General features: G+C 60.3%; 19 protein-coding genes. 10 read left to right on the forward strand and 9 right to left on the reverse strand.

Annotated features, from left to right (window positions below):
* Positions 1-217 precede the first annotated feature (217 nt).
* Entirely contained in the window at positions 218-2,557 is a 2,340-nt protein-coding gene (locus JNB88_RS01195) for a methyl-accepting chemotaxis protein (protein WP_220353964.1), read from the forward strand.
* A gap of 73 nt (positions 2,558-2,630) precedes the next feature.
* Here JNB88_RS01195 and ptsN read toward each other — a convergent pair whose 3' ends face one another.
* From ptsN to lptC, 6 genes are all read right to left on the reverse strand, one after another.
* The gene (gene ptsN / locus JNB88_RS01200; RefSeq protein ID WP_007529605.1) at positions 2,631-3,095 is read right to left on the reverse strand and encodes a PTS IIA-like nitrogen regulatory protein PtsN; all 465 of its coding nucleotides are present in this window, start codon (positions 3,093-3,095) and stop codon (positions 2,631-2,633) included.
* Positions 3,096-3,159: 64 nt separating this feature from the next.
* Positions 3,160-3,735 (reverse strand): ribosome hibernation-promoting factor, HPF/YfiA family, encoded by a 576-nt coding sequence (hpf, locus tag JNB88_RS01205; RefSeq protein WP_025658734.1) that lies wholly within the window; start codon positions 3,733-3,735, stop codon positions 3,160-3,162.
* A 253-nt stretch (positions 3,736-3,988) separates the two neighbouring features.
* Positions 3,989-5,548 (reverse strand): RNA polymerase factor sigma-54, encoded by a 1,560-nt coding sequence (gene rpoN / locus JNB88_RS01210; RefSeq protein WP_220354249.1) that lies wholly within the window; start codon positions 5,546-5,548, stop codon positions 3,989-3,991.
* Positions 5,549-5,704: 156 nt separating this feature from the next.
* Positions 5,705-6,490, reverse strand: a complete 786-nt coding sequence (gene lptB, locus JNB88_RS01215) for an LPS export ABC transporter ATP-binding protein (RefSeq protein ID WP_037130424.1) — start codon at positions 6,488-6,490, stop codon at positions 5,705-5,707.
* Between the two features lie 39 nt (positions 6,491-6,529).
* Entirely contained in the window at positions 6,530-7,138 is a 609-nt protein-coding gene (locus tag JNB88_RS01220; RefSeq protein WP_220353965.1) for an LptA/OstA family protein, read from the reverse strand.
* 13 nt (positions 7,139-7,151) lie between these two features.
* Entirely contained in the window at positions 7,152-7,817 is a 666-nt protein-coding gene (gene lptC / locus JNB88_RS01225) for an LPS export ABC transporter periplasmic protein LptC (RefSeq protein WP_220353966.1), read from the reverse strand.
* Between the two features lie 211 nt (positions 7,818-8,028).
* Here lptC and sppA point away from each other — a divergent pair, with 211 nt between their 5' ends.
* From sppA to JNB88_RS01245, 4 genes are all read left to right on the forward strand, one after another.
* Complete coding sequence (gene sppA / locus JNB88_RS01230) at positions 8,029-8,982, forward strand: signal peptide peptidase SppA (protein ID WP_220353967.1); 954 nt, start codon at positions 8,029-8,031, stop codon at positions 8,980-8,982.
* A gap of 26 nt (positions 8,983-9,008) precedes the next feature.
* Positions 9,009-9,308 (forward strand): integration host factor subunit beta, encoded by a 300-nt coding sequence (locus JNB88_RS01235; RefSeq protein ID WP_003544934.1) that lies wholly within the window; start codon positions 9,009-9,011, stop codon positions 9,306-9,308.
* A 121-nt stretch (positions 9,309-9,429) separates the two neighbouring features.
* Entirely contained in the window at positions 9,430-9,762 is a 333-nt protein-coding gene (locus JNB88_RS01240; RefSeq protein WP_037130432.1) for a lipopolysaccharide assembly protein LapA domain-containing protein, read from the forward strand.
* A gap of 143 nt (positions 9,763-9,905) precedes the next feature.
* Positions 9,906-10,808 (forward strand): S1C family serine protease, encoded by a 903-nt coding sequence (locus JNB88_RS01245; RefSeq protein ID WP_037130434.1) that lies wholly within the window; start codon positions 9,906-9,908, stop codon positions 10,806-10,808.
* 64 nt (positions 10,809-10,872) lie between these two features.
* On the opposite strand, the gene JNB88_RS01250 is transcribed toward JNB88_RS01245, so the two are convergent.
* Both JNB88_RS01250 and JNB88_RS01255 read right to left on the reverse strand, forming a co-directional pair.
* Positions 10,873-11,352, reverse strand: coding sequence for a GNAT family N-acetyltransferase (locus JNB88_RS01250; protein WP_420832158.1), 480 nt, complete (start codon positions 11,350-11,352; stop codon positions 10,873-10,875).
* Positions 11,353-11,360: 8 nt separating this feature from the next.
* Positions 11,361-11,813 carry an SRPBCC family protein gene (locus JNB88_RS01255; protein ID WP_220353968.1) on the reverse strand — a complete coding sequence of 151 codons (453 nt, stop codon included), beginning with the start codon at positions 11,811-11,813 and terminating at the stop codon, positions 11,361-11,363.
* Between the two features lie 117 nt (positions 11,814-11,930).
* Here JNB88_RS01255 and JNB88_RS01260 point away from each other — a divergent pair, with 117 nt between their 5' ends.
* From JNB88_RS01260 to olsB, 5 genes are all read left to right on the forward strand, one after another.
* On the forward strand, positions 11,931-13,037 hold the full coding sequence (locus tag JNB88_RS01260; RefSeq protein ID WP_220353969.1) for a class I SAM-dependent methyltransferase: 1,107 nt from the start codon (positions 11,931-11,933) through the stop codon (positions 13,035-13,037).
* Positions 13,027-13,887: a TrmH family RNA methyltransferase gene (locus JNB88_RS01265; RefSeq protein WP_220353970.1), complete on the forward strand. Its 861-nt coding sequence runs from the start codon at positions 13,027-13,029 to the stop codon at positions 13,885-13,887. The genes JNB88_RS01260 and JNB88_RS01265 overlap by 11 nt, the downstream gene beginning before the upstream one ends.
* Positions 13,884-14,387, forward strand: coding sequence for a signal peptidase II (gene lspA / locus JNB88_RS01270; protein WP_220353971.1), 504 nt, complete (start codon positions 13,884-13,886; stop codon positions 14,385-14,387). The genes JNB88_RS01265 and lspA overlap by 4 nt, the downstream gene beginning before the upstream one ends.
* Before the next feature lie 54 nt (positions 14,388-14,441).
* Positions 14,442-16,712, forward strand: a complete 2,271-nt coding sequence (locus JNB88_RS01275) for a hybrid sensor histidine kinase/response regulator (protein WP_220354251.1) — start codon at positions 14,442-14,444, stop codon at positions 16,710-16,712.
* 108 nt (positions 16,713-16,820) lie between these two features.
* Positions 16,821-17,696 (forward strand): l-ornithine N(alpha)-acyltransferase, encoded by an 876-nt coding sequence (gene olsB / locus JNB88_RS01280; RefSeq protein ID WP_220353972.1) that lies wholly within the window; start codon positions 16,821-16,823, stop codon positions 17,694-17,696.
* A 53-nt stretch (positions 17,697-17,749) separates the two neighbouring features.
* On the opposite strand, the gene JNB88_RS01285 is transcribed toward olsB, so the two are convergent.
* The gene (locus JNB88_RS01285) at positions 17,750-20,035 is read right to left on the reverse strand and encodes an NADP-dependent malic enzyme (protein ID WP_037130449.1); all 2,286 of its coding nucleotides are present in this window, start codon (positions 20,033-20,035) and stop codon (positions 17,750-17,752) included.
* Positions 20,036-20,105 lie beyond the last annotated feature (70 nt).

Consider the following 20,105-nt stretch of genomic DNA (forward strand, 5'->3'; position numbering starts at 1 on the left):
GCAATTCCTCCCGCGACATGCTGCGTGAGCTTGGCGCGTACGCGGTCGATTTTCATTGGATTTCATTCAAATTTAAGAGGTTTCCAGCGATGGTCCAGCCATCGCCGGGCCTCTCCCAGGGGCTGGCTTCTATAACGGCTGCTCCATGACGGGGCGACGCCTCGTCCCCTGTGTCGATGAATGCCCGTTCGGCACATCCTTGCTCCCCGAGGAATCCATGTTCATCTCTCGCATGAAATCGCTTGCAGCCAAGCTTATCCTCATTACCGGCGTTGCCATCGCGCTCGTCCTCCTCGTTTCCAACTTCTTCCTGATTGGCGAGACGCGTAGCCGCGTCCAGAGCCTCACCATGGATCAGGCCAATCTTGAAGCGAAGGCGATCGCCAACGAGGTTGCGTCCTCGGTTGGCGAACTTGCGGGAGCGGCGCGCTCCATGGCCGGCACGATCGGCCGCGGTCAGGAAGGCAAGTATCTTGACCGCAAGGCCGTTGTCGACATGCTGAAGGCGAACGTCGAGCGCAACCAGTTCGCGTTCGGCAGCTGGTTTGCCGAAGAGCCGAACGCCTTCGACGGTCAGTCGCCGTCCATGGCCGGCAAGGTCGATTTCGGCGCAGCGAAAGATGGTACTTTCAACCCCTACTGGACGAAGAGCAAGGACGGCGGCTTTAGCTTCTCGACCTTCGATTCCGACTACAAGGCTGCCTGGTACGCGCTCGCTGCTCAGAGCAAGAAGGGTGCGCTGTCGCCGCCATATGCGGAAACGACGACCGGTGAAAACACCGCCATGACCTCGATCGCCTATCCCGTCATGTCAGGTGGCAAGCTGATCGGCGTCAGCGGCGTCGACATTTCGCTGAAATCACTGCGCGACAAGCTCTCGACACTTCATCCGTTCGGCTCCGGTCGCGTCACGTTGCTCTCGCAGACGGGGAAATGGATTGTCGCACCGATCCCGGACCTCTCGATGAAAGATTATGACGGCGAAGGCGCCGACGCCGTGAAGAGCGCGCTGTCGACCCTGCAGCCCGCTGTCGTCAAGGATCTGGCCTACGACGGTTACGAACCCTTCGACCGTGTTGTCTATCCCTTCGCCCTGCCCGACGTAAACACCACATGGGTTATCCTCGTCGATGTGCCGCACACGGCCATTAACGCGCCGGTTCAGGATCAGACCTTCATGATGGTCGTCGCGGGCATCCTGGTGCTTGCTGCCGTCATGATCGCCCTCTACTTCGCGGTCCGCGCCTTCGTTCAGCGCCCGATTGGCGGCCTTGTTGCCAGCGTCAAGGCACTCAGCGACGGCAAGTACGAAAAGCCCGTTGCCGGCCAGGATCGCGCCGATGAGATCGGCTCGGTTGCCAAGGCCCTCGAGGGCTTCCGCTTTGCACTCGCCGACACGCAGCGCCTTGAAGCCGAAGCCAACAACCAACGCGACGCCGCCGAAGCGGAGCGCGGTCGGTCTGAAACAGAGCGCCAGCAATCGGTCACACTCCAGCGCCATATCGTTGCCATCGTCGGCTCGGGCCTGTCCGAGCTGTCTCAGGGCAATCTCGGCCACCGCATCACCGAGGAGTTTCCGGGCGAGTACGCCAAGCTGAAGCAGGACTTCAACGCAGCGCTCGAAAGCCTCGAGGAGACCATCAACACGATGAACCTCAGCGTTGTGAACATCGGCTCCGGCACAAGCGAGATCAGCGGTAGCGCCTCCGATCTTGCCAAGCGTACCGAGCAACAGGCTGCAAGCCTGGAAGAGACGGCCGCAGCGCTCAACGAGCTCACCGCACAGGTCAACTCGAGCGCCGAGAATGCGCGTACCGCGGCTGACAACGTCAACCTCGCCTGTGAAGATGCCGAGAAGTCGGGCGAAGTGGTCCGCAAGGCGATCGCTTCCATGCAGGGCATCGAGCAGTCCTCTACCGAGGTCTCGCGCATCATCGGCGTCATCGACGAGATCGCATTCCAGACCAACCTGCTGGCACTGAACGCCGGTGTCGAAGCTGCCCGTGCTGGCGAAGCAGGCAAGGGCTTTGCGGTCGTCGCTCAGGAAGTTCGCGAGCTGGCACAGCGGTCCGCCAATGCCGCCAAGGAGATCAAGACGCTCATCAACACCTCGGCCGTCCAGGTCAAGGAGGGTGTCGATCTGGTCGGCAGAGCCGGCGACACTCTGCACAAGATCTCCGAGCAGGTCATGGGTATCAACGGCCTCATTCGCCAGATCTCGGCATCTGCAAGCGAACAGGCAATTGGCCTCAAGGAAATCAACCAGGCCATGAACCAGATGGACCAGGTTACCCAGCAGAATGCTGCGATGGTCGAGGAGACGACGGCGGCAAGCGTCACGCTCAACGATGAGGCCCAGACGCTGAAGCAACTCGTCACGCGCTTCCGGGTCTCCGGCTCAAGCCATGCCTCGGCGCTGCGCTCGACGGCTCAGCAGATGCGTGCGCCGACTGCAGCACCGACCTATCGGCAGGCCGCAACACCAGCACCACGTCGTGCGGTTCCCCAGACACATGGCTCGGCAGCGCTTGCCCAGGACAACTGGGAAGAATTCTAAGCCGCGTTGGACTGCTTGAAACGAAAAAGGCGCCTGAGCAATCAGGCGCCTTTTTCAATGGAATGTCGAATGCTCAGGCTGCGTTCGAGGTCTGCTCCTCGTTGAGGAACGCATAGATCGCCGAAGCGGAGTCCGTCGCGCGAAGCTTGGCAACGAGATCATGGTCGCGCAGCACGCGAGCAATGCGCGACAGAGCCTTGAGGTGATCCGCACCCGCGCCTTCGGGCGCGAGCAGCAGGAACACCAGATCCACCGGCTGATCGTCGAGAGCCTCGAAATCGACCGGCTGGTCAAGTCGCGCGAAGATGCCAACGATAGAATGGACGCTTGCAAGCTTACCGTGCGGTATCGCGATGCCGTTACCGACGCCGGTCGAGCCAAGGCGCTCGCGCTGCAGGACAACATCGAAGATTTCCCGCTCCGAAAGCCCGGTGACTTTCGACGCCTTTGCAGCCAATTCCTGGAGGAGCTGTTTCTTGGAATTTACCCTGAGGGCGGGAATGATCGCATTTTGCTGCAGCAAATCTGCCAATGCCATTTTATTTTCCTTCTGCGCCAAGAGAGGGAGAGCGGCAGCGTCACTGCCGCCCTTCGCCTTGATCTCAGCTTTTGATGCTGGCTGCATCGATCCAGCCAATGTTACCATCATGCCGACGGTAAACGATGTTCAGTTGTTCCTTGCCTGGGCTGCGAAACAGCAGCAGCGGCTCATCCGTCATGTCGAGCGCCATCACGGCGGTCGCGACGGACATTGTTTTCAGTTGCTTGGTGCTTTCAGCGACAATCGCCGGCGCGAAGTCATCCGGGATCTCGTCTTCGTGGTCCGACATGCCATCCATCACGGTATAGGCAACTTCCGCAGAACCATTCTGGTGATTTCCGGCGTAGTGATCCTTCAGCTTGCGCTTGTAGCGACGAAGACGCTTCTCGATCCGTTCGGAAGCGGCATCGAAGGCCAACTGCGGATCCATCGCCTCTCCGGCGGCATGCAGCACGACTCCACTATCGAGGTGGAGCTTGCAGTCGGCGGAAAAGCGAGCGTTGGCCTTATGCACGATCACTTGACCAGAATACCCTCCGTCGAAGTATTTCGTGACGGCCACACCGATTTGGTCCTCAATCCGCTGACGGAACGAGTCACCAATTTCCATATGTTTACCGGATACACGCACACTCATGGAGTTTCCCTTCTTATCATGGTTTGCGAGTACCAGTTTACGCCAAGGCTCACCCTCATCCAAGCACTTCGCGCGATCCCAAGCAAGATCGACCAAAGTTCCCGGCTTCAGGCCTCCTGAGACTGATGGGGATAACTTCCAGCGCTGTCCACAGCGACAATTGCGGCGCGCTTCTAGCCAGAAGTTACCAAAATGTCAACAGATGCACTCATAAGAATTCACGCATACACGCAGAGGTCGCCTCAAACAGCCATCAAAAGCCTGCGACTTTGGCCAAAGCCCGCTTCTCACGCCTGCGCTGGACGGAGGAAGCTATATTCATGGCCTCACGATACTTCGCAACCGTACGTCGAGCAAGGTCGACCCCGCCCTTCTTCAGGATATCCACTATATCGTCATCGGACAGCACGGCGTCCGGGCTCTCCTGGAGAATGAGCGCACGGATCTTGTGGCGGACCGCCTCGGCCGAATGGCTGTCACCGCCCTCCACCGCGCTGATCGAGACGCTGAAGAAATACTTCAGCTCGAAGAGCCCGCGCGGCGTCAGCATGTACTTGTTCGAGGTTACGCGACTGACCGTGGATTCGTGCATCTTGATGGCGTCGGCCACAGTCTTCAGATTGAGCGGTCGCAAGTGATCGACACCATGCATCAGGAAGGCATCCTGTTGCCGGACGATCTCGCTAGCCACCTTCATGATTGTCTTGGCGCGCTGATCGAGGCTCCGCGTCAGCCAGTTGGCTGTCTGTAGACACTCCGACAGGAAAGCGTAGTCGTCACCGCTCTTCGTGACCTTCGAGAAATAGGCCTGATTGACCAGAACGCGCGGCAGCGTGTCCGGATTGAGTTCCACCAGCCAACTGCCATCTGAACCTGCCCGCACGACTACATCGGGCATGATCGCTTCCGATACGCCCGCCTCGAATCCGGCGCCGGGCTTCGGATTGAGCTGGCGGATCTCGCCCAGCATATCGAGCAGATCTTCCTCATCGACGCCGCAGAGCCGCTTCAGCGTTGCGAAGTCGCGCCGCGCCAACAGCTCGAGATTGCCGACCAGTGCCTGCATCGCGGGATCGTAACGATCCTTCTGGCGAAGCTGGATGGCAAGGCATTCGGCCAGATTGCGGGCGAAAACACCGGGCGGATCGAGCGTCTGCAGAGCGGCGATAACGCGCTCAACGTCGTCAACGCTCGCACCGAGCCGATCGGCGGCTTCCGCCGCATCGCCCTGGAGATAGCCTGCCTCGTCCAACTGATCGACGAGGTGCTGGGCGATCATCCGATCCGCCATGTCTGGCAACACGAAGGGCAGCTGCTGGGCAAGATGATCGCGCAACGAAATCTGCCCGGCGACGAAATCATCGAGGTCATAGCTATCGGCCGCTTCGCCGCTGCCAGGCATCGACTTCCACTGACTCATCAGCTCCGGAGCATCGGCACGCTGCGGAGCGCCGTCATCGGGGAAGACATTCGCATAGTTGGCGTCGAGCTCATCGCTGAGCCGGCTCGCACCGCCGCTGTTGCCGCTTTCGTACCAGTCGCCCGACAAAACCTCTGTTCGGCTGTCGTAGCCGTCATCGGAAGCTTCCTCGGTCGAATGGGCGTAGGCTTCGTCTTCCGGACCGCCGCGTTCGGTGCCTGTTTCCGCGTCATTTGATGGAAACTCGAGCAGCGGGTTCTTTTCGACTTCCTGGGCAATGAACTGGGTCAGCTCGAAATGCGTCATCTGCAGCAACTGGATGGATTGCATCAGTTGCGGGGTCATCACCAGCGACTGGTTCTGGCGCAGAAAAAGATTGGCCGACAGTGCCATAGCGGACGCGAAACTCCCGTTCGTCTCCTCCGGGAAACCGCGTCCTGCCACGGGATCAGGCCACGGAAATCCAAGTTGGCCCAAAAATTGCTTTTTTATTCTATTTGGTCAAGCGGAACTGTCACAAAAGGTAAAGTTCCGCGATTTCGGAAGGCCTCAGAGGCTGAAATTGTCGCCGAGATAAAGGCGACGTACTTCCGGATTGTTGACGATGTCATTGGCACGTCCATGCGTCAACACTTCGCCCGCGTGGATGATGTAGGCACGATCGATCAGACCCAGCGTCTCACGCACATTGTGGTCGGTGATCAGGACGCCGATGCCGCGTGCGGTCAGGTGGTGCACGAGATGCTGGATGTCGGCGACGGAGATCGGATCGACGCCCGCGAACGGTTCGTCGAGAAGCATGAAGGTTGGATCGGTGGCCAGCGCACGCGCGATTTCCAGACGGCGCCGCTCGCCGCCGGACAGCGACACGGCAGCACTTTTGCGGAGCTTGCGGATGTGGAACTCGTCAAGCAGCTCGTCGAGCTTCTTTTCGCGGGCAGACTTGTCGTTGATGTGGACTTCAAGAACCGCCCGAATATTCTCTTCGACCGTCAATCCGCGGAAGATCGACGCTTCCTGCGGCAGATAGCCGACGCCCAGGCGCGAGCGGCGATACATCGGCATCGTCGTCACGTCGTTGCCGTCGATCTCGATCGTGCCCTCGTCAACGGGAACGAGCCCGGTGATCATATAGAAGCAGGTTGTCTTGCCTGCGCCGTTCGGACCCAGCAGGCCGACGGCCTCACCGCGTCGAACGACCAGCGAAACGCCGTTCACGACACGCCGGGTGCTGTAGGTCTTTGTCAGACCGCGCGCAATCAGCGTGCCCTGGTAACGGCTCTTGTCGCCGGCGGGGGCCTCAGCGGCCGCTTGTGGCCCGGACCTGCCGAACATGGTCGATAGCGAGAATAACTTCACGTGGTAAGGCCGGGGTCAGTTCTGTTTCTGCGATTTCGGATCAAGCTGAATCTGGACGCGCCCCCCGCAGCTCTCCAGCTGCGCCTGCCCTGTCTCCATATGCACCGTCAGTTGGCAGCCCGTGAAAACGTTCGGGCCATCGGTGAGGACAACCTTGTCACCCTTAAGGATGAAGAGCTGCTTCGCCATGTCAAAAGAGCCGTTGTCGGCGGTTGCTGTCTGCGTTCCCGAGGTCAGATACACCTTATCCGTCACGACAATGTGGTCGATATCGGCGTTGCCTGACGAAATCGACGCCGAAGCGTCCTTGGCGCCGGCCGCAGGCGTCGCATTCGCATCGCCGCCCTTCGGCTTGTAATAGACGGTCATATGTCCGGCCTGCAGGGTCGTCTTGCCCTGCACCACCTTCACGTTGCCGGTGAAATCGGCCGTGTGTTCATTGTCATGGATCTCCAGCTTGTCGCTCTCGATCTGGATCGGCTCGTCGCTGTTGAGCTTGAGGCCATCCATCTGGCTGGTCGTTGCCTGCGCCAACGCGCCGCCAGCCAAAAGGAGCAGCGCAACCGCGCCACTGAAAAATACTGCCCCCGCCTTGCGGGTAGAAATGCGACAATCGTTTGTCATGGTGACCCGGCTGTTAAGTGCCCTGTTTGTGAATAGCGGACGGATCGACATTCATACGTACATTCCCCTCGAATGTGATCGTCTGCCCCTTATCCGTCATCTTGATCGAGCGCGCAACAATAGACGCACCATCTTTCTGAATGCTTACGGGATCTTCGCTTGTCAGCTTCCCGCCCTTGATGTCGACCTTGGCGCTCTGGAAGTTGGCCGTCAGCCCATTGCTCAGCAGGATTGCAAACGGTGCTTTTACGTCGAGATTGTCGGTCGAACGGTCGTAGTCTGCGGTAGTCGCTTCGACGCGAGCTATCAGATCATCTTTCATCGGCACCGCAGCCTTGATGTTCTCAAGCGTCATCAGGTTGGGATTCTTTATATCCTGAAGCGCTCGTTCGGCTAGCATCGAGTAGTTGACCCCGCTCGAATTGCGGCCGGAGATTGCAGGCTTCTCCATCACCACCTTGCCGTTCTCGATCTTTGCGCCCTCAATCTTGATGTTTTCCGGCAGGTAGGTCCGGACAATGGAAACACCAATGAAGACGAGCGACACCACGACGGCGGCGATCGGCAGGATGATCTTCAGGCGGCGCACACGCGCGGAATGGAAGCGCGCAGCACCATAGGCGCTTCGCTCCGGCTTCATATAGTCAGCCTTTCCGGTTGTGTTCAAAGTGTTGAGCATAAACAAGGTCCGTGTCGGTGATCGAGCAGCGTATATAGGCATTGCCGCGCTCGATCACAGTTCGTTTCGCATTATTACACTGACTTGCCAATATGGATTTTTTTCTGCAACAAGCAAGAAAGCCGACGACGCGTGATAAATCGACGTGTCCGAACCATGCTCGAGCCCTAGGTTTACGGGATCGCGCGTGCTCGCCGCCCCGGAGGAATGAATGGACAGTTCGATGATCGCCGATCGCCACAAGCTTCGCCGCAAAGTCACCTTCTGGCGAGTCGCCGCGGTGTTGCTGCTCGTGGCGCTGGGCTTCGCAGCTTATCGATTCCTCGTGGGCGACATCGCAACCGTGCGGCCGCACGTTGCCCACGTTACCATTTCCGGCCTGATTACCGACGATGACGAACTGCTGGAGCGATTGAAGAAGATCGAAAAGAGCGATGCGGTGAAGGCCGTCGTCGTTTCGATTTCCTCGCCCGGCGGCACGACTTACGGCGGCGAACGGGTCTTCAAGGCTATCCGCGCGATTGCGGCCAAGAAGCCTGTCGTATCCGACGTGCGCACGCTGGCCGCGTCTGCCGGCTACATGATCGCCACCGCTGGCGATATGATCATTGCCGGAGACAGCTCGATTACCGGTTCGATCGGGGTGATCTTCCAGTATCCGCAGGTCAAGCCGCTACTCGACAAGATTGGCGTCTCGATGGAGGAGATCAAATCCTCGCCGCTGAAAGCCGAGCCTTCGCCATTCCACCCGGCAAGCGAGGAAGCCAAAGCGATGATCAACAACATGATCACCGACAGCTATGGCTGGTTCGTCGATCTCGTCGCCGAGCGGCGCAAATTGCCACGCGAAGACGTGCAAAAGCTCGCAGACGGAACGATTTTCACCGGTCGCCAGGCGCTCAAGGTAAAGCTGATCGACCAGATCGGCGGAGACGACGAGATCCGGGCCTATCTGGAGACGCGCAAGGTCAGCAAGGGCCTGCCCATGATCGATTGGGACAAGAAGAGCAGCACACCCTTCCTGCTCGCGGACAGCGCGTCTCAGATCCTGACGCTGCTCGGCTACGACGATCTTGCGAAAGCTCGCGACCTCGGCGGAATTCTGCCCCAAAAGTTGCTCCTTGACGGGCTCCTTTCAGTTTGGCAGGTTGGCAATGACCGATAATAAATCAATAATTTAAGGGGGCGAAAGTGATCAAGTCCGAACTGGTGCAGATAGTTGCAGCGCGCAACCCGCATCTTTATCATCGCGACGTCGAGAATATCGTCAACGCGGTGCTCGACGAGATCACCGACGCGCTCGCTGCGGGTAATCGCGTCGAGCTGCGCGGATTTGGTGCGTTCTCTGTCAAAAACCGGCCGTCCCGTTCCGGCCGTAACCCGCGCACAGGCGATACTGTATTCGTTGAGGAGAAGTGGGTTCCCTTCTTCAAGACCGGCAAGGAGCTGCGCGAGCGCCTCAACCCGGGCCAGGCTGACGAAGAGGATTGATCCCTCCGCACGTCGGCTTGCGGCAACACCGCACTTGAACTTGGCTCTCGGCCTACTATCCTGCTGACCAGATCAGAGCGCCGCGCCGAAGATGGCGCGTGTCGAAATACGGAGGCCGAGCATGGCGAAGAAAATCACCAACCTATTGATTCTTTTGCCACTTGGAATCGTGCTGATCGTCTTCTGCGTCGCCAACAGGCAGGTCGTGACGCTCGCGTTCAATCCATTCCGGCCGGAAGACCAGGTGCTTTCGCTGTCGGCGCCATTCTTCGTTTTCATCTTCATCGCGCTTATCATCGGCATCCTGGTCGGCTCGGCGGCGACCTGGCTCAACCAGGGTAGATACCGCAAGCGCGCGCGCACCGAAGCCAAGGAAGCTGTTCGCTGGCAGGCAGAGGCCGATCGCCACAAGAATCGCGCCGAGGAAATCGTTGGCCAGCTGCCGTCGCGCTAGCCGATCGCCATGCCGAGAAATTGAAGCGGCAAGGCTTGCAGGGAAACATCCCCCTTCATAGCTATAGAAGAAGTAGCCAGCGCGCCTGTGCCAGACACAGCAGTCCCAAAGCCTCAGCGCGTCCGTCTTGTGAGGATGAAGCCATGAACGTCGACAAGATCCTGCGGTCCATCGTGGCCGTGCGCACCACAATTCCGGAAGACGCCTTTACGGCCGAAACGCTGGGAACCCGTCGCGAAGGTAGTGGCGTTGTCATTCGCCCGGGAATAGTGCTGACGATCGGCTACCTGATTACGGAAGCCGAGGAGGTTTGGCTGACGACCGGAGACGGGCGCGTTGTTGCCGCGCATCCGCTTGCCTATGACCAGGAGACTGGCTTCGGTTTGCTGCAGACGTTGGGCGACCTTGGCCTGCCGGCCGTGGAACTTGGCGACGCGTCCAAGGCAAACCTTGGCGACCCCGTCGTTCTTGCCGACGGCATTGGGCAATTCGTCGAGGCCAACATCGTCGCAAAGCAGGAATTCGCCGGTTACTGGGAATACCTGCTCGACGAGGCAATCTTCACCACACCCGCCCATCCCTCGTGGGGAGGCGCGGCGCTCATCGATTCCAACGGAAAGCTGCTCGGCATCGGATCGTTGCGCCTTCAGATGAGCCAGGGTGGTGACGCCGTGGACATCAACATGATCGTGCCGATCAACCTGCTTCCACCCATTCTCGATGATCTCGTGGCGCGGGGCCGCGTCAACAAGCCACCGCGTCCGTGGCTGGGAGCGTTCTCGGCAGAAACCAACGGCGATGTGATCGTCATGAGCGTGGCCGACGGCAGCCCTGCGGCTCAGGCAGGCTTGCGACGTGGCGACATCATTTCCGAAATCCGCGATAGCGAAGTGGACGGACTTGCCGACTTTTATCGCAAGGTCTGGAGCAGCGGCCCGGCAGGCGCGGAAATTCCGATGCGTGTGCTGCGAGGCGGCCGGGAGGCTTGGCTGCGTGTTACATCCGCCGACCGGAATACATTCCTGAAGAAGCCGCAACTTCAATAGATCAGCCAAGGATCCATCGCGAAATGACAGGCGAGAGAAAGCGAACCCGAAATATCGTGATGCGCTAGGCGACCGGCTCCGGATAGAAAACCATCTCGTCGTAGTCGCCTTCCGCCGACGGGCCCGACCCGGAGACGACGAAGCCTCTGGAAAGATAGAAGCTCTTCGCCCGTCGATTGTTTACCAGGCATTTCAGCCGGTACTTCTTGCGCGGCCAATCCGGTAGCGCTTCGAGTAAGGCCACACCAGCGCCCTGCCCCTGCCAGCGCGTTGCAATATAGAGCATGTGAACAAAGTCATCCGGAGCCCACAGCGTGATGAAGCCTGCGATCTCGCCGCTTGGCGTCTCCGCAAGCCATATATGCTCTCCCTGGGTATGAGCCTTGAAATCCTCATGGCGGAAGCTGCCCGGATCGACCCACAGGAAGGTCTCGCGGCGAACCGCGAGATAGATATCTGCCAGTCCTTCCAGATCGGAGCGGCGCGCAGACCTGATTACCCAGTTTGCGGGCAGTGGCTTTGTCGAGGCGGAGAAATCTACCAATCTGAGCCCTATTCCGCCGCCTTGGCGCTGACGGCGGCGTTGAAATTCGAGAAGAACTGCTGCGCCAGTTTGGTGGACGTCGAGTCGATCAATCGAGCGCCGAGCTGGGCGATCTTTCCTCCGACCTGAGCCTTCGCCTCGTATTGGAGGACCGTTTCGGCGCCTTCGTCCTTTAGCACGACATCTGCCCCGCCCTTGGCAAAGCCCGCAATGCCGCCCTTGCCCTCTCCCGCGATCGTATAGCTCTCCGGTGCGCGTATGTTGGAAAGCAAGACTTCGCCATTGAAGGTTGCCGACACCGGGCCGATCTTCACCTTCACTACTGCCGCCAGCTCCGTCGGGGACTTCATTTCCAGGCTCTGACAGCCCGGAATGCACTGCTTCAATATCTCCGGGTCATTCAGCGCTGCCCATACGACATCGCGAGGCGCGGCAATCCGTTCTTCGCCGGTCAAGTCCATCCGAAATCCTCCCATTTCGACCTGCCTCAATTTATCACAGCCCGAAAGCGCTTTGCCAAGGTGAAACGGGATGCTATTTGCACGAGTTCTATCGAATTGAAGCACGCGGAAAATCACGTGAGACAGAAAGAACGCCGGCCTGGCCAGAAATCCGCCGCCGGCCCCTCCGGCGGACGCCGCCCTGACGATCGCGGCCAGCGGCCGACAAAGCCGGCAGCGAAGCCGGCGCCAGCGCGTGAGAAGATGCGCGAACCGGCTTCCGTGCCGACGGCAATCGACCGGCCGCTGATGGTGCGCACTGGCGAACGTCCGGCTGAACGCGTGCCCGTTATCCTCGAGTCCCTCGGCGCAGGCGACTTCCATCTGATCGACAGCGGCAATGGTGAGAAACTGGAGCAATACGGCCCCTACCGGATCGTGCGTCCGGAGGGCCAGGCATTGTGGCAGCCGTCCCTTCCGAAGCAGGCCTGGGAGAAGGTCGATGCGGTCTTCACCGGCGATACCGATGAGGAAGGCACCGGGCGCTGGCGCTTTCCCAAGGAAGCGCTCGGTGAGACGTGGCCGCTTAATCTGCTCGGCGTCGATTTTCTCGGCCGCTTCACCTCTTTCCGCCACGTCGGCGTCTTTCCGGAGCAGATCGCCCACTGGACCTGGATGAAGCAGCAGGTCGAGGCCGCCAAGCGGCCCCTGAAGGTTCTGAACCTGTTCGGCTACACCGGTGTGGCCTCGCTCGTCGCCGCCGCAGCAGGCGCTGAGGTTACGCATGTCGATGCTTCCAAGAAGGCGATCGGCTGGGCACGCGAAAACCAGGCGATGAGCGGGCTGGAGAAGGCGCCGATCCGCTGGATCTGCGAAGACGCGATGAAGTTCATCCTGCGGGAAGAACGCCGCGGCAACACCTACGACATCATCCTCACTGATCCGCCGAGTTTCGGTCGCGGCCCTAACGGCGAGGTTTGGCATCTTTTCGCCCACCTGCCGCTAATGCTCGACATCTGCCGCGAAATCCTGTCTCCCAAGGCTGTCGGGCTCGTGCTGACCGCCTATTCGATCCGCGCCAGCTTCTATTCGATCCACGAACTGATGCGCGAGACCATGCGCGGGGCCGGCGGTGTCGTCGAATCCGGCGAGCTTGTCATTCGCGAGGCCGGGCTGGACGGCAATACGCCGGGCCGCGCGCTTTCCACCTCTCTCTTCTCCCGTTGGTACCCAAATGAGCCATGAACACAGGGGCCACGGCCCGCATAAGGTCGGGCACGTGAAAGAGGTCACCTCGCTCGCCAATCCTATTATCAAGGACATCAAGGCGCTCAGCGACAAGAAGAACCGCGAGCAGAGCGGGACCTTCATGGCAGAAGGCCTGAAGCTTGTCATCGATGCGATCGAACTCGGCTGGACAATCCGCACCCTCGTTTACGCCAAGGCAGCCAAGGGCAAGCCGCTGGTCGAGCAGATGGCGGCAAAGACCGTCGCCTCGGGTGGATTGGTGCTCGAGGTCAGCGAGAAAGTGCTTTCCTCGATCACCCGTCGCGACAACCCGCAGATGGTCGTCGGCATCTTCGAGGTCCGCTGGAAGCCGTTACGCGAGATCCACCCGAAGCAGGGCGAGACCTGGATCGCCCTCGACCGCGTGCGCGACCCCGGCAATCTCGGCACGATCATCCGCACGGCGGATGCCGCTGGCGCCTCCGGCGTCATCCTCGTCGGCGAAACGACCGATCCGTTCTCACTCGAAACGGTGCGCGCCACCATGGGTTCGGTATTTGCCGTTCCCGTTGCCCGCGCGACGCCCGAGGAATTTATCGCCTGGAAGAAGCACGCCGGCGTTTCCGTCGTCGCAACGCATCTGGCGGGCTCGGTCGACTACCGCACGATCGACTACAGGAAGAAGCCGGTGGTGATCCTGATGGGCAACGAGCAGTCCGGGCTGCCGGAGCATCTTGCAAAGGAAGCCGACGCGCTTGCCCGCATTCCGCAGCAGGGCCGCGCCGACTCGCTCAATCTTGCCGTCGCCAGCGCCGTCATGCTGTTCGAGGCGCGGCGTCACCTCCTTTCGCTCGACGAGGCCAAATGACCGAACAGACGCTAGAACGCCCGACGCTGTTTGCCCGGCCGCTGCCGATCCTGATCTTCATCGTCGTTGCCGTCGTGCTCGACCAGATCGTCAAGATCGTCGTCGACCATACGCTGCCGCTTCAGGAGCCGGTGCACCTTATCCCGATGCTGGCGCTCTACCGGACCTACAATCTTGGCGTCGCCTTCTCGATGCTCTCGGGCATGGACGGATGGTTCATCGTCGGCATGCGGTTGATCATCGTCGCGTTCGTGATCTGGCTCTGGCATCGCACCGGCAAGCAGCGCACCTTCGCCCATCTTGGCTATGCGCTCATCATCGCCGGCGCGCTGGGTAACCTGATCGACCGCTTCCTCTACGGGCATGTGATCGACTACATCCTGTTTCATACCGAGACATGGTCGTTCGCCGTCTTCAACCTGGCCGACAGTTTCATCACGATCGGCGCGGGATGCGTGATTCTCGACGAGCTGATACAACCTAAAAACGCAGACCGTTAAAATCCTAGCGATTTGCTGAAGGCATTTGGAACCGCCGTCGTGCTATCGGCGGCTATGCAAGGTCTCGGTCAATTGCACGAAAGACTTGCCGCCGCATTCGGGCGGCATACCGCTCACCACGATGGCGAGCGGCATTCGGATGCTGCTGCCGGTCGAACCGGGCACACGTCATCGCAAACCCAACACAATCGCGTCCACCATAGGCTTCTTTCCTGGTGGCTGGGTGGCCTTGGCGTCGTCGCAGGTTCCCTCCTGGTTATCGTGACGCAGGCGGGCGGCCCCCTCCTGGTCTCGACGGGCTTAGGCGTCGCCGCACTCTCCTTCATCGTCCTTCTCGCGACCCTTTCGGCCGCCAGGCCGCGCCGCTTCAGCAAGCCACCCCGCGGCGTTTCATCGGCATGGAGCAAAGGCGCTGCCCTGTTTGCCGATATACATGACGCACTCGGCGACATTGCCGTCACGCGCAACATGGACCGGCGCATTGTTGGCGCCAACGAGACGTTTCGCCGGCTGACGGGCCGTCTCAATCCGGAGGGACTGACATGCGAGGAAATCGGCATCGCCTTCCGTCCCGGTCCGGCACCGCATCGCTTCGAGGTGGAAATCTCGACGCCCGAGGGACAACGCATCTATTTCTGGCGTGACATCATAACCCGCGACCCGGCCAACGGGCAGTTGCTGCTCCAGAGCATCGCCCGCGATGTCACGGAAGAGCGGCTAACGGCACAAGCCCGCGAGGACGCTCGACAGAAGGCAGAATACAACAGCGCAGCCAAGTCGCGTCTGCTCGCCACCGTGAGCCATGAAATCCGCACGCCGCTTTCCGGCATTCTCGGCATGACCCACCTACTGACCGAGACCAGGCTAACGCAGGAGCAGCAGAACTATCTCACCGGCATCCGCCAATCCGGCTATGCATTGACGCAGTTGGTTGAAGACCTGCTTGATTTCTCGACCATCGAGGTCGGCCGCTTCCACTTGCGTCCGCGGGCCGAATCCCTGCGCAAGCTGCTCGAGAGCGTGGTCGAAATGCTCGCCCACCGCGCCCATGACAAGGGGATCGAGATCGGAGCGACGGTTTCCTCTGATCTACCCGAGCTGATGAGCTTCGATCCGGCACGCCTGCGCCAGGTCTTGTTCAACGTGATCGGCAATGCCGTCAAATTCACGCAGACTGGCGGCGTTTTCGTGCGGGCATCGCTGCAGGCCAACGAAGTGCTGATCAGCGTTACCGATACGGGGCCCGGCATGACCGAGGAAGAACAGAACCGTATCTTCGGGGAATTCGAGCAGGGCGGAACGGCGATGGAAAAGAGTAGTGGCACAGGACTGGGGCTATCCATCTCTGCTCGTATCATCCGCGAGTTCGGCGGTTCGCTCACAGTATCCAGCGAAAAGGGCACCGGGAGCGAGTTCAGCATCCGCTTCCCGACCGACATTCCGGAGGAAAGCCGCGCCAGCCGCAACGGTGTACTTGTCGGCAGCGTCGTTCTGCTGCTGGCGCCGATCGGCGCTGCACGGATGGCGATATCTGAGACGATCACGACACTCGGCGGCGATTGCCATCTCGTCACCGACGGCGCGAGCGCACACGAAATGCTGCTGGCCATGACCGCTCGAGGCTACCGACCAACCGACATCATCGTCGACCACCGCATGTCGGCGGAGTTTGCCGAGCATCTTGCCGACCGAGCGGAGATCGCCGCACTGGGGCTGCGCAAGATCTTCCTGGTCAATCCGGAAGAGCGCAACGCTCATCCGCTCGATCTGTTCGACGCCTGGCTGATCCGACCTCTGCGCGAGCAATCATTGATCGACGTGTTGCGGGGCCGGATGCGAGGCATGGAAAAGCGCGATGCGCTGAACGACAACCAGCCCGGTTTCAGCATCTCCATACCGGACGCCGGAATCCAGGGTGGACTTCGCATTCTTCTGGCCGAGGACGACCCGATCAATGCGATGCTCATCCGGGCGATGCTCGAAAAGGCCGGACATGCCGTTCAACATGTGGAGCACTTCGAGACGCTTCTCGACTGCGCTTTGTCGGAAGGAAGCGTGCGCCCCGATATCGTCATCAGCGACCTTTCGATGCCCGGCGGCGACGGCATCGACATGCTTGGCCGGCTACGCGGGCACGAGCGCCGGCTCGATATTCCGCCCGTCCCGATCATCGTGCTGACCGCCGACAAGCGCGACGAATCCCGTAGACAGGTCTTGCTGAATGGCGCAAACCGCGTCATGGTAAAGCCTGTTGACCCGATAAGGTTGCTGACGGAAGTCCAAGCCGTAGCTGCGCTTTCGGCTCGCCGCGCGGAAGCACGGTAACCACCGAAAGACCGGCACGCTGCTTGGGTGTGACGGCGACATGATGTCACTTTCCTGTCGTAGATAAGTGTTTTATGGCGTGTCAAAGCCGGCAACGGGAGAATCGCCATGTCAGTAGACGCCCTGAACTGTAACGCTGTCGCGGAGACTCTCCGGCCATCGACGACGCTTGCGCCAAAGGAAGTCGACATTCTCGGCCGCATCGGAAATCTCGAGACCCGCCTTGCCCGTACCTCCAGCGAGATCGACGCCGCACAGGCCGTGCGCTTCCGTGTCTTCGTGGAAGAAATGGGTGCCCAGCTTTCGCAAGAAGCCATGCGCCGCAAGCGCGATTTCGATTCCTATGATGCGTTTTGCGACCACCTGCTGGTGCTCGACCGCTCGATCGAGGGCGATAGCGAGGACCAGATCGTCGGCACCTATCGCCTGCTGCGGCAGGACGTCGCCATGGCGAACGGTGGCTTTTACTCGGCTTCGGAATTTGCGATCGACGAGCTGCTTGCCCGCCACCCGGATAAGCGGTTCATGGAGCTCGGCCGTTCCTGCGTGCTTCCTGATTATCGTACCAAACGCACCGTCGAGCTTCTGTGGCAGGGCAACTGGGCCTATGCACTGAAGCACGGCATGAGCGCCATGTTCGGCTGCGCCTCGTTCCCCGGCATCCACCCGGAAAGCCACGCACTAGCCCTGTCCTTCCTGCATCACAATGTTGCGGCCAAGGATGAGTGGGCCGTCAGCGCCCTTCCGCACCTTGCCCGCGACATGGATCTGATGCCCTCCGAAGCTGTCAATCCGAAGCGGGCACTGATGGCGTTGCCGCCGCTGATCAAGGGCTATCTGCGCCTCGGCGCCATGGTCGGCACGACTGCCGTGGTCGACAAGTCCTTCAACACGACGGACGTGCTGATCGTTTTGCCGATATCCAGCATCTCCGATCGGTACCTGAACTACTACGGCGCCGACGCCGGACGATTCTCAAGCTGATTTTCAAGCGGATGAAGACGGAGCGGGAGGATGCCTTCCGCTCCGTTTTCTATTCACGATCCCGCCGTATAAGCGGCAATCGCGGCCATGTTGACGATGTCGGAATCCTTGGCACCCATCGACGTGATCTGAACCGCCTTGTCGAGGCCGACGAGGATCGGGCCGATAACGGTCGAACCGCCGAGTTCCTGCAGCATCTTGGTGGAAATCGAAGCCGAGTGGAACGCCGGCATGACCAGCACGTTGGCCGGTCCCGACAGACGGCAGAACGGATACTGCTCCATCACCTTGCGATTGAGCGCCACGTCGGCCGCCATCTCGCCATCATACTCGAAATCGGTGCGGCGCTTGTCGAGGATCTTCACGGCCTCGCGCACGCGCTCGGAGCGTTCGCCGGAGGGATGGCCGAAGGTCGAATAGGCAAGCATGGCAACGCGCGGCTGATAGCCCATGCGGCGCGCAAAGCCCGCGGCTTCGACCGCGATATCGGCCAGTTCCTCGGCATTCGGCATGTCATGAACGGCGGTATCGGCAACGAAGACTGTGCGGCCGCGGCAAAGCGCGATGGAGACGCCAATGACGCGATGGCCTGGCTTCATGTCGATGCAGCGGCGAACATCTTCGAGGGCTGTCGAATAGTTGCGGGTAATGCCGGTGACCATGCCGTCGGCATCGCCAAGCGCCACCATGCAGGCGGCGAAGTGGTTGCGATCCTGATGGATCAGGCGTTGGGCGTCGCGATGCAGGTAGCCCTTCCGCTGCAGGCGAGCATAGAGATAGTCGATGTAAGTCTCGACGCGGGTGGAAATGCGCGCGTTGACGATCTCCAGTCCTGGCCGATTGAGATCGATGCCAGCCCGCTCGGCGGTCTGATGGATCAGATCTTCGCGGCCGAGCAGGATCGCCGTGCCGAGTTCCTGGTTGGCGTAGGACATGGCCGCACGCATGACCTGCTCTTCTTCAGCTTCGGCAAAGACCACCCGCTTTGGACGGCGACGTACGCGCTCATAAAGGCTTGCCAGCGTCGAGGCGATCGGATCGCGCCGGGCGGACAGCTCGCGGGCATAGACTGCCATGTCTGATATCGGTTTGCGAGCAACACCGCTATCGATCGCGGCCTGTGCCACGGCGGCCGGGATTGCCGAAATCAGGCGCGGATCGAACGGCACCGGAATGATGTACTGCGCACCGAAGCGCGGACGGTTGCCCTGATAGGCGGCAACGACATCGTCAGGCACGTCCTCGCGTGCGAGGTTGGCCAGCGCCTGAACGGCCGCGATCTTCATCGCGTCGTTGATCGTGGTGGCGCGAACATCCAGCGCACCGCGGAAAATGTAGGGAAAGCCGAGAACGTTGTTGACCTGGTTCGGATAATCGGACCGACCGGTTGCCATGATGGCGTCGTCGCGAATGCGGGCAACCTCTTCCGGAGTGATCTCAGGATCGGGGTTGGCCATCGCGAAAATGATCGGGCGGTCGGCCATCGAGCGGATCATCTTCTCGGAGAAGGCGCCCTTCTGCGAGAGACCGAATACTACGTCCGCGCCCTTCATGGCCTCCTCCAGCGTGCGCGCCTTGGTCTTCACCGCATGCGCCGACTTCCACTGGTTCATGCCCTCGGTGCGGCCCTGGTAGATCACGCCCTTGGTGTCGCAGAGAACGATATTCTCGGGCGCGAAGCCCATCGCCTTGATGAGTTCAACGCAGGCGATGGCAGCCGCACCGGCGCCATTGCAGACGAGCTTCGTTGTCTTCAGGTCGCGGCCGGTCAATTCCAACGCGTTGATAAGGCCAGCTGCCGCGATGATCGCCGTGCCGTGCTGGTCGTCATGGAAGACTGGAATGTCCATCAGCTCGCGCAGGCGCTGCTCGATGATGAAACAGTCAGGTGCCTTGATGTCTTCGAGATTGATGCCGCCGAAGGACGGACCGAGGAAACGGACGCAGTTGATGAATTCGTCGACGTTTTCGGTATCGACCTCAAGATCGATGGAGTCGACATCGGCAAAGCGCTTGAAGAGCACGGATTTGCCCTCCATCACCGGCTTCGAAGCCAGCGCGCCGAGATTGCCGAGACCGAGGATTGCCGTACCGTTGGAGATGACCGCGACCATGTTGCCGCGTGTCGTATAATCGTAGGCGGTCGCAGGGTCGGCGGCGATCGCCTTCACTGGAACGGCGACGCCCGGCGAATAAGCAAGCGACAGATCGCGCTGCGTTGCCATCGGCTTCGTGGCGTTGATCTCCAGCTTTCCGGGCCGCCCCATGGCGTGGAACTCAAGAGCCTCGTTGTCGGTCACTGATGTAACCGGCCGCTGCTTCTTCTCAGTATCGGGCATTTTTCCTCCAACGTCTTGTGGGTGACGCCTTGCTCTTCCTCAATCGCAGTTGTCATCTATAGCGGCGGGC

The organism is Rhizobium cauense (assembly GCF_019511525.1).
GTDB lineage: Bacteria > Pseudomonadota > Alphaproteobacteria > Rhizobiales > Rhizobiaceae > Rhizobium > Rhizobium cauense.

Excerpts from the sequence above, each read along its gene's own strand:
- JNB88_RS01195 (WP_220353964.1), top strand. The coding sequence starts at position 218 with ATGTTCATCTCTCGCATGAAATCGCTTGCAGCCAAGCTTATCCTCATT.
- ptsN (WP_007529605.1), bottom strand. The coding sequence starts at position 3,095 with ATGGCATTGGCAGATTTGCTGCAGCAAAATGCGATCATTCCCGCCCTC.
- hpf (WP_025658734.1), bottom strand. The coding sequence starts at position 3,735 with ATGAGTGTGCGTGTATCCGGTAAACATATGGAAATTGGTGACTCGTTC.
- rpoN (WP_220354249.1), bottom strand. The coding sequence starts at position 5,548 with ATGGCACTGTCGGCCAATCTTTTTCTGCGCCAGAACCAGTCGCTGGTG.
- lptB (WP_037130424.1), bottom strand. The coding sequence starts at position 6,490 with ATGTTCGGCAGGTCCGGGCCACAAGCGGCCGCTGAGGCCCCCGCCGGC.
- JNB88_RS01220 (WP_220353965.1), bottom strand. The coding sequence starts at position 7,138 with ATGACAAACGATTGTCGCATTTCTACCCGCAAGGCGGGGGCAGTATTT.
- lptC (WP_220353966.1), bottom strand. The coding sequence starts at position 7,817 with ATGCTCAACACTTTGAACACAACCGGAAAGGCTGACTATATGAAGCCG.
- sppA (WP_220353967.1), top strand. The coding sequence starts at position 8,029 with ATGGACAGTTCGATGATCGCCGATCGCCACAAGCTTCGCCGCAAAGTC.
- JNB88_RS01240 (WP_037130432.1), top strand. The coding sequence starts at position 9,430 with ATGGCGAAGAAAATCACCAACCTATTGATTCTTTTGCCACTTGGAATC.
- JNB88_RS01245 (WP_037130434.1), top strand. The coding sequence starts at position 9,906 with ATGAACGTCGACAAGATCCTGCGGTCCATCGTGGCCGTGCGCACCACA.
- JNB88_RS01255 (WP_220353968.1), bottom strand. The coding sequence starts at position 11,813 with ATGGACTTGACCGGCGAAGAACGGATTGCCGCGCCTCGCGATGTCGTA.
- JNB88_RS01265 (WP_220353970.1), top strand. The coding sequence starts at position 13,027 with ATGAGCCATGAACACAGGGGCCACGGCCCGCATAAGGTCGGGCACGTG.
- lspA (WP_220353971.1), top strand. The coding sequence starts at position 13,884 with ATGACCGAACAGACGCTAGAACGCCCGACGCTGTTTGCCCGGCCGCTG.
- JNB88_RS01275 (WP_220354251.1), top strand. The coding sequence starts at position 14,442 with ATGCAAGGTCTCGGTCAATTGCACGAAAGACTTGCCGCCGCATTCGGG.
- olsB (WP_220353972.1), top strand. The coding sequence starts at position 16,821 with ATGTCAGTAGACGCCCTGAACTGTAACGCTGTCGCGGAGACTCTCCGG.
- JNB88_RS01285 (WP_037130449.1), bottom strand. The coding sequence starts at position 20,035 with ATGCCCGATACTGAGAAGAAGCAGCGGCCGGTTACATCAGTGACCGAC.